Annotated in this window: 15 protein-coding genes; 6 read left to right on the top strand and 9 right to left on the bottom strand. The window is 35.3% G+C overall.

What is annotated here, in order from left to right; genetic code table 11:
* From ACODSB_RS04430 to ACODSB_RS04410, 5 genes are all read right to left on the bottom strand, one after another.
* The coding region (locus ACODSB_RS04430) for a PorP/SprF family type IX secretion system membrane protein (RefSeq protein ID WP_488936150.1) at positions 1-3,502 on the bottom strand (3,502 nt) is incomplete at its 3' end.
* Complete coding sequence (sprC, locus tag ACODSB_RS04425) at positions 3,502-4,983, bottom strand: gliding motility protein SprC (RefSeq protein ID WP_488936149.1); 1,482 nt, start codon at positions 4,981-4,983, stop codon at positions 3,502-3,504. The genes ACODSB_RS04430 and sprC, both read right to left, overlap by 1 nt.
* The gene (locus tag ACODSB_RS04420; RefSeq protein ID WP_053474362.1) at positions 4,980-5,390 is read right to left on the bottom strand and encodes a hypothetical protein; all 411 of its coding nucleotides are present in this window, start codon (positions 5,388-5,390) and stop codon (positions 4,980-4,982) included. Before ACODSB_RS04420 ends, sprC begins: the two co-directional genes overlap by 4 nt.
* A 101-nt stretch (positions 5,391-5,491) precedes the next feature.
* Positions 5,492-6,784, bottom strand: a complete 1,293-nt coding sequence (locus ACODSB_RS04415; RefSeq protein ID WP_053474361.1) for a hypothetical protein — start codon at positions 6,782-6,784, stop codon at positions 5,492-5,494.
* A 213-nt stretch (positions 6,785-6,997) separates the two neighbouring features.
* The gene (locus tag ACODSB_RS04410; protein WP_053474360.1) at positions 6,998-7,450 is read right to left on the bottom strand and encodes a hypothetical protein; all 453 of its coding nucleotides are present in this window, start codon (positions 7,448-7,450) and stop codon (positions 6,998-7,000) included.
* 434 nt (positions 7,451-7,884) lie between these two features.
* Here ACODSB_RS04410 and ACODSB_RS04405 point away from each other — a divergent pair, with 434 nt between their 5' ends.
* From ACODSB_RS04405 to recA, 4 genes are all read left to right on the top strand, one after another.
* Positions 7,885-9,033, top strand: coding sequence for a DNA polymerase III subunit (locus tag ACODSB_RS04405; protein WP_488936148.1), 1,149 nt, complete (start codon positions 7,885-7,887; stop codon positions 9,031-9,033).
* A 7-nt stretch (positions 9,034-9,040) separates the two neighbouring features.
* Complete coding sequence (locus ACODSB_RS04400) at positions 9,041-9,424, top strand: hypothetical protein (RefSeq protein ID WP_053474358.1); 384 nt, start codon at positions 9,041-9,043, stop codon at positions 9,422-9,424.
* A gap of 149 nt (positions 9,425-9,573) precedes the next feature.
* Positions 9,574-10,083 carry an acyl-CoA thioesterase gene (locus ACODSB_RS04395; protein WP_053474357.1) on the top strand — a complete coding sequence of 170 codons (510 nt, stop codon included), beginning with the start codon at positions 9,574-9,576 and terminating at the stop codon, positions 10,081-10,083.
* Between the two features lie 155 nt (positions 10,084-10,238).
* Positions 10,239-11,246 carry a recombinase RecA gene (gene recA / locus ACODSB_RS04390; RefSeq protein WP_488936147.1) on the top strand — a complete coding sequence of 336 codons (1,008 nt, stop codon included), beginning with the start codon at positions 10,239-10,241 and terminating at the stop codon, positions 11,244-11,246.
* A gap of 561 nt (positions 11,247-11,807) precedes the next feature.
* Here recA and ACODSB_RS04385 read toward each other — a convergent pair.
* Both ACODSB_RS04385 and ACODSB_RS04380 read right to left on the bottom strand, forming a co-directional pair.
* On the bottom strand, positions 11,808-12,563 hold the full coding sequence (locus ACODSB_RS04385) for a lysophospholipid acyltransferase family protein (RefSeq protein WP_488936146.1): 756 nt from the start codon (positions 12,561-12,563) through the stop codon (positions 11,808-11,810).
* A gap of 186 nt (positions 12,564-12,749) precedes the next feature.
* Positions 12,750-12,956 (bottom strand): GxxExxY protein, encoded by a 207-nt coding sequence (locus ACODSB_RS04380; RefSeq protein ID WP_488936145.1) that lies wholly within the window; start codon positions 12,954-12,956, stop codon positions 12,750-12,752.
* A 455-nt stretch (positions 12,957-13,411) separates the two neighbouring features.
* Here ACODSB_RS04380 and trpS point away from each other — a divergent pair, with 455 nt between their 5' ends.
* Entirely contained in the window at positions 13,412-14,386 is a 975-nt protein-coding gene (trpS, locus tag ACODSB_RS04375) for a tryptophan--tRNA ligase (RefSeq protein WP_488936144.1), read from the top strand.
* Positions 14,387-14,411: 25 nt separating this feature from the next.
* Positions 14,412-14,822 (top strand): hypothetical protein, encoded by a 411-nt coding sequence (locus tag ACODSB_RS04370; protein ID WP_488936143.1) that lies wholly within the window; start codon positions 14,412-14,414, stop codon positions 14,820-14,822.
* A gap of 64 nt (positions 14,823-14,886) precedes the next feature.
* Here the strand turns inward: ACODSB_RS04370 and ACODSB_RS04365 are convergent, their stop codons facing one another.
* Positions 14,887-15,747, bottom strand: coding sequence for a hypothetical protein (locus ACODSB_RS04365; protein ID WP_488936142.1), 861 nt, complete (start codon positions 15,745-15,747; stop codon positions 14,887-14,889).
* 154 nt (positions 15,748-15,901) lie between these two features.
* Complete coding sequence (gene dprA, locus ACODSB_RS04360; protein WP_488936141.1) at positions 15,902-17,002, bottom strand: DNA-processing protein DprA; 1,101 nt, start codon at positions 17,000-17,002, stop codon at positions 15,902-15,904.
* Positions 17,003-17,108 lie beyond the last annotated feature (106 nt).

Raw genomic sequence — 17,108 nt, 5'->3', positions numbered from 1 at the left:
CGTCTGCTTTCGCTTTTGCATCAGCAGCTAATTTTGCTTTAAGAGCTTCTGCATCTGCTTTTGCCTTTGCGTCGGCTGCTAACTTAGCTTGTAATGCTTCTGCGTCGGCCTTAGCTTTTGCGTCGGCTGCTAGTTTCGCTTGTAATGCTTCTGCATCGGCTTTTGCTTTTGCATCTGCTGCCAATTTCGCTTGTAATGCTTCTGCGTCTGCCTTAGCTTTTGCGTCGGCTGCCAGTTTAGCTTGTAGTGCTTCTGCATCGGCCTTAGCTTTTGCGTCGGCTGCCAGTTTAGCTTGTAGTGCTTCTGCATCGGCTTTTGCTTTTGCATCTGCTGCTAACTTAGCTTGTAATGCTTCTGCATCTGCCTTAGCTTTTGCGTCGGCTGCTAATTTAGCTTGTAACGCTTCTGCGTCGGCTTTTGCTTTTGCATCTGCTGCCAACTTAGCTTGTAATGCTTCTGCGTCTGCTTTCGCTTTTGCATCAGCAGCTAATTTTGCTTTAAGAGCTTCTGCATCGGCTTTTGCTTTTGCATCTGCTGCTAACTTAGCTTGAAGTGCTTCTGCATCGGCTTTCGCTTTTGCATCTGCTGCCAATTTAGCTTGTAATGCTTCTGCATCTGCCTTAGCTTTTGCGTCGGCTGCTAATTTCGCTTGTAATGCTTCTGCATCGGCTTTTGCTTTTGCATCCGCTGCAAGTTTAGCTTGTAATGCTTCTGCATCGGCTTTTGCTTTTGCATCTGCAGCCAATTTAGCTTGTAGTGCTTCTGCATCTGCCTTAGCTTTTGCATCTGCTGCTAGTTTCGCCTGTAATGCTTCTGCATCAGCTTTTGCTTTTGCATCTGCTGCTAGTTTCGCCTGACGTGCTTCTTCAGCTTCTCTTAATTGTTTTTCTTCTGCTTCCGCTTTTGCTTTTGCAGTTGCTTCCGCATCGGCCTTAACTCTTGCATCGGCAATTAATTTAGCTTGTAAAGCTTCCATATCTGCTTTTGCTTTCGCTTCTGCAGCTAATCTTGTTTTTTCTGCTTCTGCATCCGCTTTTGCTTTTGCATCTGCTGCTAACTTAGCTTGTAATGCTTCTGCGTCAGCCTTAGCTTTTGCGTCTGCTGCTAATTTAGCCTGACGTGCTTCTTCATCTGCTTTCGCTTTAGCATCTGCCGCTTGTTTTGCTTGTAATGCTTCTGCATCTGCCTTAGCTTTTGCGTCGGCTGCTAGTTTAGCTTTTAATGCTTCAGCGTCGGCTTTTGCTTTTGCATCAGCTACTAATTTTGCTTGTAATGCTTCTGCATCTGCTTTAGCTTTTGCTTCTGCATCAAGTTTTGCCTGAGCCTCAGCGTCGGCTTTTGCTTTTGCATCCGCTGCTAATTTTGCTTGTAAAGCTTCTGCATCAGCTTTCGCTTTTGCTTCCGCATCTAATTTAGCCTGAGCTTCTGCGTCAGCTTTTGCTTTTGCATCGGCTGCTAATTTTATTTTTAATGCTTCTGCATCCGCTTTTGCTTTTGCTTCTGCAGCTATAATTGCTTGTCTGGCTTCTGCATCCGCTTTTGCTTTTGCATCAGCTGCTAATTTTTCTTTTAGAGCAGCTCCTTCTGCTGCTTTTGCTTTTGCGTCAGCGGCTGCTTTTGCTCTGTTTGCAGCATCAATAGAAGCTTTTGTTTTTGCTTCAGCAGCGGCTTTTGCTTTAGCTTCTGCAGCTAATCTTGCCTGAAGTGCATCAGAATCTGCTTTTGCTTTAGCATCTGCAGCCAGGATTGATTGTAAATCTGCTTCTTCAGCTTTTGCTTTAGCATCTGCTTTACGTTTTGCTTCTGCAGCATCTGCTTTAGCTTTCGCATCTGCAGCTAGTTTTATTTTAAGTGCTTCTGCATCCGCTTTTGCTTTCTCAGCAGTTAATTGTGCTTGTGTTTTTTGCGGAGCCGGAGCAGGCGCCGTCGGCGTTGCAGCAGCTGTTTGTTTCGCTTTTGCTTCTGCGTCTGCCTTAGCTTTAGCATCGGCTGCAAGCTTAATTTTTAATGCTTCAGCATCTGCTTTCGATTTATCTGCAGCTAATTGTGCAGCTGTTTTTTGTGCAGCTGTTGCAGATGGTTTGTTTGCTTGTGCTTGTGCTCTCGCAGCAGCGGCAGCATCAACTCTTGCTTTATTATCTGCAGCTAATTTTATTCTTCTTGCCTCAGCATCTGCTCTTGCTTTATCTGCAGCTAATTGTGCGGTTGTTTTTTGTTCTGCAGCAACGGCTCTGTTTGCTGTTGCTGTCTGTGCTCTTGCGGCAGCAGCAGCATCTGCTTTAGCTTTAGCATCGGCGGCTAATTTTATTTTAAGAGCTTCAGCATCTGCTTTAGCTTTATTGTCTGCGTCTAATTTTGCTTTTGCTGCAGCATCGGCATCAGCCTTCACTTTTTCTGCAGCGGCTAGTCTTGCTTGTTTTGCCTCAGCATCAGCTTTTGCTTTTGCTTCAGCAGCTAATCTTGCTTTCTCAGCTCCATCTACTCTTGTTACAGGAGCTGCATTTGTTTTTGGTTTAGCAATTACTGGTTTAGATGTCGTTCTCGAAGGGTCTATTAATGATCCTTCTTCGTCATCTCCGTAATAGTAATTTCTGTTTTTGAATTTATAAGCAATAGCAAATTCATGAGAACCTCCCATATTTGTAAAATTGCCCATTCCTCTTTCGTAGTTATATTCGATTGCAATGCTAGGTGAAATGTTAACCCCTAAACCTGCAGAAACTCCGTATAATGTATTATAACCTGCTTGTGCCCAAACTCCTTGTTTCAACGAAAGCATGGCAAGTCCTGAAAGAACTGTTTTATCTTTTTTAATTTCTGTTTTTACGATTCCTGAGAATTTACTTTGCTCAAAAAAACCATAACTGTCAATGTAACCTGTATACATTGCGTGTAATTCAATTGCTCTTTCCGGATCTTCTTTTACAACGCCAGAACCAAAATTGTAAAGAATTAAGTTGTTTACCGATAATCCGAAATCAAGAAAAGCGGTTCCGTAATTAATCCCCGGATTTACAGTAAGCATTGTGTTTGAAGGATAGTCTCCATTTAAAATATCCGGATCATCAGATATAATTTTTCCTTTGTCTAAACCGCTTTGGTAAGCGCCTACGTTTAAACCAAAAGTAAGGTTACTGTCTTCCTGCAAAACGATATTGTGAGCGAAATTGACAACTCCGCCAAACACAGTCATTAAACCATAATTTTGTTGAAACAAACCAATAGCAAAGGCTTCATTTTCTCTAAATCTGCCAGAATAATTAGCTAAATACGTTTGCGGTGCATTGTCAAACTGCACCCATTGTCTTTTATTATAAAAGCTTGCATAAGCGTTTGATTCGCGAACAAAGCTAAATGCAGGGTTTATTAAATATCTATTAAACTTTAATGAATTTCTGATAGGTAATGAAAACGAAACAACTCCATTCTCAACTTTGTCCTGAGAATAGAGTACATTAGAAAAACCGTAAAATAAAGTTATGAATAGTAAAATTTTCTTCATTATTTAATCACAGTTATTGATCCTTTTTTTTCACCTGTGTCTGATTGAATGACATAGTAATAAACTGGATTTACATTTTTAAAATCTTTTATAAAAGAGTTAAGTTCCGGATCGTAATTGCTGCCGACATCATCATACATTACCTCTCCATTTGAACTTAAAATTATTAGCTTCGTCGACGGCGTTTTATACGCATCTGGAATATTCCAGTAAGGATAAGCGCCGCTCAGTTTAACAATATTTGGAATTACACTAGTAACAGCATCTGTTGCTGATGTAACTCTAAATGTAAATTCTCTTGAAGCTATACAACCTGATTCCTGTGATATTTTAACTTTATATAAACCTCTTACGGCTACCAGATAACTTGGACCGTTAGCACCATTTATTGGTATATTATTTAAAAACCATTCGAATTTTGGAGTCCCTGCATCTGTCGTTACAGATACGTTTAATGTTTCTCCTTCTTGAAGCTCATAAGTTTCCGGAACATCTATGCTGGCCGTGAAACTATTGCTTTTTAAATCGATGCTTCCTGTAGCTTTACAACCACCAAAATCAACCTCAACAGAATAAAGACCAGATTCACTTGTAGTAATACTGCGAGATGTTTGCGCGATTACAACACCATCTTTTTTCCAAACATAACTGTTACCTGATGTTGCTGTTAAAATAGTTCCTGAAGCGTTTGAACAGAAAGGGTTTCCTAAGCTTGAATCAACTGTTACTGCAGATCCTCCACCTGAAGATACTACCGTAACACGATTAGAACTAAAGTTATCATCATCACAACCGCCGTAATCGATTTGAGCATAATAAACACCCGGGCTGTTTGCTACTAACGTTGTACCGCTTTGTCCTGCTATTAATACGTCATCTTTGTACCATTTATACTTTAAATTTGGATAATTGGCAGGAGATGATGGTGTGTCTGCTGGAGTTGGATTATCTACAGAAAGACTTAAATTTCCACCTGAACAAATAGTTGCATTGGCTTCGTTATTATTGATAAAAAATTTCTCTGCAAAGATTCTGTAATAAGCCGGAAACGAAGTCTGGTTCTGAAAATTCTTAACCCTCTGGCTGTAAACAGGCGTGGCCGTATTACTTTTAATACGAAGGCTGTATGTATTTGATCCTTTTAAATTCGTAGGAATAGCAAACTTAATCGTTTGCTGCTGCGCCGTAGGATCGTCTACAAACGAAATTTTTGTTGTAGCAGTAGGAGTTGTGAAACTTCCTAAATCATCTGAAAGTTCTACTTCAAAAGTAGTTCCTGCCGGAAAGTTTAAATAGCTGAATGTTGCGAAGTATTCATTAAATGGCGTTCCATTTACTTCTAAACCGGCACAAATTCTGTCAAAAGGAAGCTGCTGTCCAACTATTGCTGGTGTTTGAGCATAGGTATGCGATTTAGTAAACAGAATTATACTAAATAAAATGAAAACTTTAAAAAAAGATAAAGTAGTTTTTTGAATCATATAGTACGTGTTCTTGCTAAGTCTATACGCTCAAAAAACAAGATATCAATGAATGTTTCAGAAAAATCATATTTGTAGTTCTCAATAATGTCTTTTGCAAGAATTGAAGTAGAACCAATCAATGAGTTTTCTTCACAATCTGAAGATTGATCTTTCAAATCAGCCGGCATAGTAAGGCTGTCCTTGGGGGTGGACAGCCCTACTATTAACTGATTAGAATTATCTAATTTGCTGATAGATTTATCAGCTGATTCGTTATTTTGATTTATCTCAATTGAAGCTAATTTGCAGTCAGAAACAGCAGAAACCGTAGGCTTTTCTATTGCTGAACTTTGTGCATACAGACTTAACGAAATAGGAGAAACCAAAAAGAATATATATAAATACTTTTTTGTAGATAGAGCCATTATGTTTTGATCTTTATTTGGTCCTTTTAAGACGATACATAAATTGTGTCTGGGGACTTTATTAATAAAATTTACGCTTTGAAATAAAAATCGAAATCTATTTATCTATTGCCGCTTGAAGCTGTAATTTTTCCTAATTGTAATCTAAAGTCTGGCTTTTTAGGGTTGAAGATATCAATAAATGTCTCTTTGTTGTCACTTTGAGAGTAAACATTAAAGAACACACTGTTTCCATACCAGCTCTCTAAATCTTCGTTGTTTGAGTTGTATTCAGTAAAGATATTTCCTTTACATAAGTTGAAATACATTTCCTCAAATTTGATTTTTTTAAGGTTGGCATCATTGATTTCAGTTTTGCTGTCTAATAACACTGCAGGGTTAAATCCAGAGATCACACTTCTTTTCATTTCAAGAGAAGCAGTTTCGGCTACGTAAACAGCCTCTTTTACTAAACCTGATTGAATGTCAGCATTGATGTTTTCACTGTCATTAAGCATTGTAATGTTAGTAGCAACAACTAAAGTAGTTTTTTTAGTAAAATCTGTTTCGCTTTTCTTTTCGAATGATTTTACCTCCATACAACGAGATCCGTCTTTGTTACTAGATAAGTAAGAAGATCTAACTGCTAAAGAGTTATATAAACGACATTGTACACCTTGTGTAAATTTGTAATCGTCGTTGATTGATTTATAAGAAACAAATTTTGTAGCGTTAACGTCTCCACCGAAGAAAGCAAATGAATCTCCTCCAGAGTAGCTAACCATAACGTTTTCAAGAATTGTTTTGTTACCAACACCTGCAATAGTTAAACCGTTGAAAGTATCAACTCCTTTCACTTTTTTACCTGCAAATTCGATTCTAACATATCTTAAAATTCCAGAGTTTGAAGCAACATTGTCACCACCGTAAGTAGTTAAAGTTGGGTCAAGGTCCATATTGTAAGAACCTACGTTACCGAATTTGTTAATAGGAGCGTCACCAAGAATTACAACTCCACCCCAGTCTCCAGCTTTTTTCTGGCTGCGGTTAGATGTAAATACGATTGGGTCAGTTTCTAAACCATCAGCAACAAGTTGTGCACCTTTTGTAACTACCAATGTTCCTTTTGTTTCGAAATCACCAATAATTAAAGTTCCAGGTTCGATTGTTAAAACCGCATTGTTTGTAACATAAACGTTACCTTGCAAAACATAGATATTCCTTTTAAGCAATTTAGTATTAACAGAAATGTTTCCTGCTAAAATTTGATTTGCTTCTCCATACTCTACTTTGTTAGGCTTAAATTCAGTCCAGTTATTTAACCAGTTAGTGTAGCCCATAATTCCTTTCTCTTGTTGAGCACTCATACTCGTAACTGTCAAAAGAACGCAGATCATTTGAGTAATTTTTTTCATGATAAAGGTGTGTATTAGGTTAATAATAAATTTGGGTATGCTTTTAAATAATTTGGGTATGCGTAAATGAAAAAAACTGTTCTCGGTTTTTCTAAGTATTATTCAGAGTAAATCGAGAACGAGTTGTTTTGTTTTACTTTTTCAAAATAACGCAGAAACTAAATCCATCTACGTAAACATTCCAAAAAAGGTTTTAAAATATTTTTTTAAATTTTACATTTCGTTCAATTCGTTGAACTCGTGTAAAGATTTTAATGTGTTTTCGTAAAATAAAATTGCCGCGATAAGGTTTCCTTTATCTGAGTAAGGCATCATTTTTCTTTGAAACTCAACCGTAGTATCTAAGAAAGTTGTTGTTCCAAGTGCCTGAGCATCTAAAACTTTTTTGTGTTCACTATCGTCTGGAATACCTAAGTCTGCCATAGTAACACCCGGTTTTGTAACCAACGCAATGTAAGGGAGAGTTTTTACTAATACTTTAATTCGCTCAATATACAATTCCAAAAGTTCTCCTTTTTGCATACCACTCAATTCTTTTTGATCATGGTATTTACGAATAAGAGCTGTTGTACTAATAATACTTCTTGGAGCGTTTTTTGCCTGTGCAGAAACAGCTGCAGAAGTCATGATAAAAAATGCACTAAATAAAATAATTTTCCCTTTCATAAATTCTTATTTATATTGGTTGTTGATGCAAACAAAAATATAGAAATTAACTTAAATTGCAACTTTATTGAATTCTTTTTTCAAAAAAAAAGCTTAAAAAAACCTTAAAATCCCGCTCTATGTCGAGAAAATGTGCGTTTTAACGGGCTTTTTGTTAAATTTGTTAAAACAGGAAACGTAAGAGATTATCTATAAAATTGGAATAAAATTTTACTATAAATAGCCAAAAAAAGCATACGTTTATCGTTTTGAACAAAAAAATATTAACAAAAAAGTCTTGATATCTGTTCGCGTGAAGTAATTTATTAACAAAACTTAGCGGCAACAGAACAAAAAATTTAGCAAAAAACAATCATATTCTCATAAATGAAATCCAGCTCAATAATCTTTAATCTAAAATTTTTGACTACATCATTTTCTGCTATCTTTGCTTCATGCAATTTTCTCAAATTTTAGGTCAGGATTACATCAAAAGTCACTTGATAAAAAGTGCATCTTCCGGGCGAATTCCTCATGCACAATTATTCATTGGGCCTGAAGGAAGCGGTACATTATCTACGGCGATTGCTTATGCACAGTACATTTTGTGCAGTAATACGGGAAATGAAAACGAAAACGGAAATGAATCGTGTAATTTGAAATTTCAAAATATTTCACATCCCGATCTGCATTTTATTTACCCAACTGTTACTACAGAAGATGTCAAAACCAAACCCAAAAGTTTAGACTTTATTCAGGACTGGCGAAACTTTATTCAGGAAATGCCTTACGGCGGATTATTTGACTGGTATAAACTCCTTGGCGTTCAAAACAAACAAGGCGAAATCAGAGTCGAAGATGCTCAGGAAGTTTTAAAATCGCTTGCGCTGAAATCCTACGAAGGCGGTTATAAAATCATGATTATCTGGATGGCAGATAAGATGAATATTGCAGCTTCAAATAAACTTTTGAAACTGCTGGAAGAACCTTCAGATAAAACAATTTTTATTCTGATTTCTGAAAATGAAGAAGACATTATTCAAACCATACGTTCTCGCTGTCAGGTAATTCACTTTAACGGACTTCCCGAAAAAGTGATTGCCGAAGCATTAGTTTCCAAAGAAAATATAGATCCAAATTTAGCCAAAAAAATTGCCCATCAGGCGCAGGGAAATTTTAATAAAGCATTGCATTTATTGAAAGAAGATGACTCTGAATATCCTTTTGAGCAATGGTTTGTAAACTGGGTTCGTGCTGCTTTCAGGGCAAAAGGAAACGCCGCAGCAATTCAGGATTTAATTTCCTGGAGCGAAGAAATCGCCGGACTTGGCCGCGAAAGCCAGAAAAAATTTATTCAGTTTTGTATCGAAATGTTCAGACAAGCTTTATTACTGAATTATCAAACGCCAAGTTTAGTTTACATTGAGCCAAAAGTCGACAAGTTTAAACTTGAAAATTTTGCGCCTTTTGTAAACGGAAATAATATCCACGAAATTTTCAAAGAGCTTTCAGATGCAATGTATCATATTGAAAGAAACGGAAATGCGAAAATAATCTTAACCGATTTATCTATAAAACTGACTCGTTTAATTCATAAAAAATAGTCCTCAAATGAACAATGTTGCCTCTATTTTAATATTAGCATTTTTAGCCTTAACATTTTTACAATCGGGCTATGAAAAAATTTTTTACTGGAAAGATAATGTTGTCTGGCTTAAAGAACATTTTGCCAAAACACCATTAAAAAATCAAGTGCCGCTTGCTCTTTTACACTTGCTTATTTTAGAATTAATTTCCGGAATTTTAAGTGTTGTGGGCGCGATTCAATTACTAACAAACAGCGGTCGTGACTATGGTTTTTATGCCGGAATTTTTTCATGTATCTGTTTGTTAATGATGCTTTTCGGACAACGATTAGCCAAAGATTACGATGGAGCAAGAACCATTGTTATTTATTTAATTCCTGCCGTTATGTTAGTGAACTGGATGAATTAATCAACCGCAATTATTAAAAAAATAAGTCACTCCCGATAGCCGTAGGGATTCACAGATTCTGAGAGATTTTAATCATTTTAATCCGTGAAATCTGTGGCAAAAAAAGCTCATTTTATGGGCCATCAAAAATAAAATTTTATTATAAAAAAATGAATCCAAAACACCCTTCAGAATCGCTGACCATATTAACTGATTTAGTTTTACCGAGCGAAACAAATCCTTTAAACAATCTTTTTGGCGGCGAATTATTAGCCCGAATGGATCGTGCCGCAAGTATTGCAGCACGCAGGCATTCACGCCGAATTGTAGTTACAGCATCTGTAAATCACGTTGCTTTTAACAGAGCAATTTCCCTTGGAAGCGTTGTTACTGTAGAAGCAAAAGTTTCAAGATCATTCAAAAGTTCTATGGAAGTTTTTATAGACGTTTGGGTAGAAGACCGCGAATCTGGAAACAGAACCAAAGCAAACGAAGCTATTTATACTTTTGTCGCTGTTGACGATACCGGAAGACCTGTTGAAGTACCGGCAATAGCTCCTGAAACAGAATTAGAAATACAACGTTTTGAAGCTGCTTTGCGTCGTAAGCAGTTAAGTTTAGTACTGGCAGGAAAATTAAAACCTTCTGATGCTACAGAATTGAAGGCTTTATTTTTGTAATACAAATTGTTACAATTTGAAACAATTTGAAGTAATCAAACTTCAAAAAAAGAAGTATTTTTACACATTCTAATTCGCCAAATAAAATCAGGAAGTTATTCCGCTATTTGGTTTTTGAAAAGCAGAAAATAACAATTTTAGATATTTAAGAAAAGATGAGTTCAGACAAAGAAGCCAAATTAAAAGCGCTGCAGTTAACGCTTGATAAACTTGACAAAACCTACGGAAAAGGAACCGTAATGAAAATGGGCGACAGAGCCATTGTAGAGGTAGAAACGATTTCTTCTGGTTCTCTTGGCGTTGATTTAGCTCTTGGAGTAAATGGATATCCAAAAGGAAGAATTATTGAAATATACGGACCAGAATCATCTGGTAAAACCACATTGACATTGCATGCAATTGCCGAAGCTCAAAAAGCGGGCGGAATTGCAGCGTTTATTGATGCGGAACATGCTTTTGACAGAAATTATGCTGAAAAATTAGGCGTTGATATCGAAAACTTAATTATCTCTCAGCCAGACAACGGTGAGCAGGCATTAGAAATTGCCGAAAACTTAATTCGTTCCGGAGCTATCGACATTGTTGTAATTGACTCTGTTGCGGCTTTAACGCCAAAAAGTGAGATCGAAGGTGAAATGGGAGATTCTAAAATGGGTCTTCATGCGCGTTTAATGTCTCAGGCTTTAAGAAAATTAACGGGAACAATCAGCAAAACAAATTGTACTGTTTTCTTTATCAACCAGCTGCGTGAAAAAATTGGTGTTATGTTCGGAAATCCTGAAACAACAACCGGTGGTAACGCATTAAAATTCTACGCTTCTGTACGTTTAGATATTCGTCGTTCCTCTCAAATTAAAGATGGTGAAAACGTAATTGGTAACAGAACTAAAGTTAAAGTCGTTAAAAACAAAGTTGCGCCGCCGTTTAAAACTGCCGAATTCGACATTATGTACGGAGAAGGAGTTTCTAAAACAGGTGAAATTCTTGATTTAGCGGTTGAATTTGAAATCGTTAAAAAAGCAGGATCTTGGTTTAGCTACGGAGACACTAAACTAGGTCAGGGACGTGATGCCGTAAAAGCTTTAATTAAAGACAATCCGGAATTGGCTGATGAATTAGAAGTTAAAATTAAAGCTCACATCAAAGAATTAGCTGATGCTTAAAACCTATAAAAGTATTTAAAAATCAATACTTTACACTCTAAACCCGAAAGATTTAAAACCTTTCGGGTTTTTTATTTGAAAAAAAATAAAAAAAAGACGCAACCTTTTTGCAGCTCTTTCATCTATACAAATAGACATAATGTTTAATTGGTATTGGCCATAAATACACAGTTCAACATTTTTTTTATAATAAATTTGGTTGGTTGATTCATTAAAAGTCCGTTAGTTTCTCTCATGGTTCTAACGGGTTTTTACTGCTTTTTGAAAAAAAAATTAGCAGCTCATACAACCTTTTTACTTTTTTGCGATCTAATATATTATGCCGTTAACTTGAGTTTACCCAAACTCCTTATTATCAAGCCATAAATATTTAACCATGAAAGAAAAAAGAGAAGTGCTGAGGAGTAGAAAACGAAAAAAAACCAAATTAAAAATTAAAAAAATATTGCGTTTTATCTCTGAGAAAATAATTCATCGATAAGCTTTTTGAATATAAACGGGGGTTTTTATTTCGAAAGAAAACCCGGCAAGTGTAAAATCCTGCCGGGTTTGTTATTTTAATTACTTTTTTAAATCTTTCTTTTGAAATTCGAGTAAACCATTATAAATCAACTGTCTTATCTGATCTCTTAACTCTTTTCTGTGATCCAGTGTCATACCGCTTGTTTCTACAAAAGGGAGGATTTTCCCTCTCATTTTTCCCGGACTTCCGCTTAAAAAAGTATACGAAAAACGTTCTTTGTTATCAGCAAAAACAATGGGCACAATAGGAATTTGATGCTCAATTGCCAGTCTAAAAGCGCCGTCTTTAAACTCATCCAGTAAAATAGATTCATCGTCTGGAACTCCGCCTTCAGGGAAAATACAAATACTTAAACCTTGATTTAAACGGTCTTGTGCACGTTTAAAAACTTCATTTTTGCTTTTTGAAGAATTTCTGTCTACCAAAATACAGGTTCTTTTGTAGAAAAATCCAAATAGCGGAATCTTCACAAGCTCTTTCTTTCCAACAAAAACAAACGGATTTTTTATAATGGCAAGCATCAGCATAATATCCGTCATTGAAGTATGATTTGCCACGATCATATAACTCTTATTTTTAATAAGCTTTTGTTCGCGTTTTACTTTGTAATAAAAACCCATGCCGAAAAGGATGAATTTAGCCCAAATGCGGGCCATTTTAAAAAAATAAGGGTATCCTCTCTCCGAGATAATAGAAATCAGTAAAAACGGCAGCATAATCAATATTGGAATCGCCATTAAAACGTAAAACCAAATGCGCCAAATAATCCAAAAAACAATCTTTAATCCTTTCATGGTTTCAAATGTAAGAAAACAGACGAGAATGTTACGTATTTTTTTTATTGCAAAGCGCACAAAGGCTTTTCGGAAACATTTTAAAGTTTCTGTGCGGTTTTTTAACGCAAAGAGCGCAAAGGATTTTCGCAAAGGAAAGAAGTTATTTTTTGAGATTTGCTTTGCAATGAGTTCGCAAAGCTTTATCTATAAGTTGTTTATGACTCTTCTTATTCCATTTTTCAAGAGACTTTCATTGAAATTTACGAGTAAGCCCAGTTTATAATTTCCTATTTTTAAATAGGTTAAAGTTTGTGCCAAATGGTTAACAGTGAGTGATTCTACAGTTTTTATTTCTATTAAAAACTTGTTTTCTACAAGCAAATCAATTCGGTATCCACAATCAAGTTTCACTTCTTCAAAAACTAATGGTAAAGCTTTCTCTTTTTCAACTAGAAGTCCTCGCTGTGTAATTTATAAAACAAGCATTCTTTATAAACATTCTCTTATAAACCCGGGCCAAGTTTTTTATGAATTTCAATAGCAATTTCAATTATAATATTTGATATTTCGTTTTCTGTCATATTAAAAAACATCAAATTTATAAATATATTCTTATAATTAACACAATAATCTTAACTCTAAAAATTTTAAAAATATTAATCCTTCTAGACAAAGCTTTGCGAACTCATTGCAAAGCAAATCTCACAAAATAACTTCTTTACTTTGAAAATCCTTTGCGAACTTTGCGTTAAAAAACACAAGAAACTTTCCAATCTTTGCGTTAAAAACCACCAAAGAAACTTCCAAACTTTGCGGTTCAAAAAAACATCACGACCTTTGCGATTAAAGAATAAGAAAAAACGAGAATGGCAAAAATACTTACTGGTGTTCAGAGTACTGGAACGCCACACTTAGGCAATCTATTGGGAGCAATCATCCCTGCAATTGAATTATCGAATAATCCGGCAAATGAATCATTTTTGTTTATTGCTGATTTACACTCGATTACACAAATTAAAGATGGTAAAACATTAAGAGAAAACACATACAGCACTGCTGCTGCATGGCTTGCTTGTGGTTTAAATCCAGATAAAGTTACCTTCTACAGACAATCTGATGTGACTCAAACTGCTGAATTGACCTGGTATTTAAGCTGTTTTTTTCCTTACCAAAGATTAACTTTGGCACATTCTTTCAAAGATAAATCTGATCGTTTAGCAGATGTAAATGCTGGGCTCTTCACCTATCCGATGTTAATGGCGGCCGATATTTTATTGTATGATGCAGAGTTTGTTCCTGTTGGTAAAGATCAAAAACAACACATAGAAATTACACGTGATGTCGCTGCAAGTTTCAATCATCAAATGGGAGAAACATTTGTACTTCCAGAAGCCAAAATTCAGGAAGAAGGCAAATTGATTCCGGGAACAAATGGCGGAAAAATGAGTAAATCTGCCAATAATATTATCAATATTTTCCTTGATGATAAAGCTTTACGCAAACAAGTTATGAGTATTGAAACAGACAGTACTCCACTTGAAGCTCCAAAAAATCCTGATACCTGCAATGCTTTTGCTATATATGCTTTACTGGCAAATGAAACTCAAATTGCCGAAATGAGAGCAAATTACCTTGGTGGCAACTACGGTTACGGTCATGCAAAACAAGCTCTTTTTGAACTGATTACAGAAAAATTCAAAACCGAAAGAGAAAAATATAATTACTACATAAACAACCTTGAAGAAGTTGATGCCTTATTGAAAAAAGGCGCTGCAAAAGCTTCTATTGTTGCTGATGGTGTTTTAGCAAAGGTTCGAAATGTTCTTGGATTTGAGAATTAAATTTTTCTTATTTGACATTTAATTTATGACGAAGGAAGAAGCAATAGAAGAATTAATGTACCAAAGCGCTCACCATGAAAACATAGAAAGTGAACGCTGGGAAAATGGTTTTCTTGGTCAATTACGCCCGTTTAGAAGAGTTTTACACGAGGAAAATTATCATCTAATTATGCAGGCTTTAAAAGTCCTTGGGCCAGAATTAGAAAAGGATTTTGTAGATAAAAGAATAATCTCTTGTGTTTGGGGAATCTGTCATTATGGTAGAATGTGGGCACTTTATCCGCAAGGAATGCTGCAAGGTAATAATTTGATTACCAAAGAACAAGTAGAACAAATTGATCAGTGGTTAACTGATATTTCATATGCTGCTTCCTGCCTTCTTGAAGGTGCTGTAGAAGAAGCCTTTTGGAATTATAATGGAGAAAACAAACAGTAGAGTAAAATCTAAAAATAAAAAAGCCTGCCAATTGATTTTAGCAGGCTTTTTTATGTAAATTTCTTTAGGCTCTTCCCAATCTGGCCAATAATAAAATCAATCGTAATACAACGATGATAATAACAACTATGGACCAAGTAGACATTCCTCCAGATGAACTGCTGCTGCTATATTCTCTATCCTTTGCAGCGTCGATTCGGTCTTTGTGAGATCGTATTGTATTACTCAATTCGTAATCTATTGGTTTATAATTAACCATTGAAAATACCATTGGTTCTAAAAACTCATTTCGTACGCCTGCACTAACAATTGAACCAGACATTTTACTGTAAATTGCCCTGATTTTCTTGTCATTTTCTGCAGATCTGAAATGAGAAAGCAAGGTGTAAAAACTTCTGTATTTAATAAATTCAATTGTTTCAGCACCAGATGATAAAGAAGGATTTTCATCAAATTTATTTACAACAAAATCAAGTTTTGTGCTTATCTTTTGGCTCAGATTGTCTAATGAATTTTGAGGCAGATATTCTTTAACATTTAAAAGATCATCAATAACATCAAATCTATTCTGCGCTATGTTTTGATCGAAAAAAGTATCTAAATCTTTAGATAAAAATCTGCCTATAAATGATTTAATATTTTCTTCATTAACAGAAACAGAATAATCTGTAATGAATCTGTTTCGGGAGTAATTTTTTCTGGCAAAGAAATTATACAGAATCCGATTATTCGAAATAAACAAAATCTCTTTTGGAAATTCGTTAAATGCAGTAATCAAATTATCTGCAAGATTTGGATCTAAATTTGGGTTTTGTGATCGCTCAATTTCAAATTGCTTCCTGACTTTTTCAGAGTCTTCAGTGCTGAAAGCGCTTCGGTTTTCTTTATAAATCCCAGCGTTTTCAATTAGTTCTATTATATTCATTTTTAAGGTTTTTGGTAGAGCAAAAATATACTTTTATTACACTTTGCCTAATTTATTTTAGCATAAATGTTAAATAATTAAATATCCTTTACATTCAATTAATATTTAAGAAATCTGGAATTTAAATATGAAATATCTTTAGTGAGAATACACATTAAATCGCTTCAAATAATTTCCCAGGCAAAGGCCTGATAACGCCTTTAAGTTCCATATTTAAAAGAATTCCGGAAATTTTGAAAACAGGAAAATCACATTCGAGCGAAATAGTGTCAAGCAATTCTTTCCCGTTTTTTAAGAGGAAATCGTAAATCTTTTGTTCATCGGGTTCCAGATCAATAAACAACTGTTTTTGAATGGCTTTTGGTTTCTTTTCAATATCCCAATTGAGAACATAAATCAAGTCGGCTGCACTTGTCAGCAAATTCGCTTTTTGAGTTTTAATTAAATCATTACATCCTTGACTGTATCTGTCTGTTACTCTTCCCGGAACGGCAAAAACATCGCGATTATAATCATTGGCTAAATTGGCAGTAATAAGCGATCCGCCTTTATCTGCAGATTCAATGACAATTGTGGCTTCGCTAATTCCCGCAACAATACGATTTCGGCGGACAAAATTCTCTTTATCCGGATTAGAAGTACTCCAAAACTCGGTAATAAAACCTCCATTTTCTTCCATTTTTGCCATGTACTTTTTGTGTGCTTTTGGATAAACCTGATTTAATCCATGAGCTAAAACCCCAATAGTCTGCAATTTATAATCCATTGCAAATTGATGCGCCACGATATCAACACCATAAGCAAAGCCGCTCACAATTACAGGATCAAGCGGTGCAAGATCTTCAATAAGTTTTCTGCAAAATTCAGTTCCGTAAGATGTAATTTGACGTGTGCCAACGATACTAATAATCTTCTTGTTTTTTAAATCTATATTTCCCCCGGTAAAAATCAAAACAGGAGAATCTATACAATGTTTTAAACGATCCGGATATGTTTCGTCCTGAAAGAAAGAAATCTTGATATCATTTTTTTTAATAAATTCAAGTTCCTGATTGGCCTTTTCAAAAATAGCTTTGTCTTTTATGTTTTTCAGCATAACAGAACCAACTCCATCAATTGCAGCAATTTGATTGGTTTTTGAGTTAAAAATTGCTTCTGCATTTCCGCAATGATTCAATAACTTTTTTGCCATAATATCTCCAACTCCATCCACTTTCATTAAGGCTAATAAATAAAATAAATCCTGATCTGACATTTGCGAAAATATTATGTAAAATAGAAATAAAAACTGTACTCAAATAATAGTGCAAATATGCTAAAAACAAAGTAATTTCTTAATAAAAATTAAAGTTTATACAGAA

This window comes from Flavobacterium sp. FG68 (assembly GCF_057808895.1).
The sequence above is the reverse complement of the archived record's forward strand: the minus strand, read 5'-3'. Positions and strand labels throughout refer to the sequence as shown.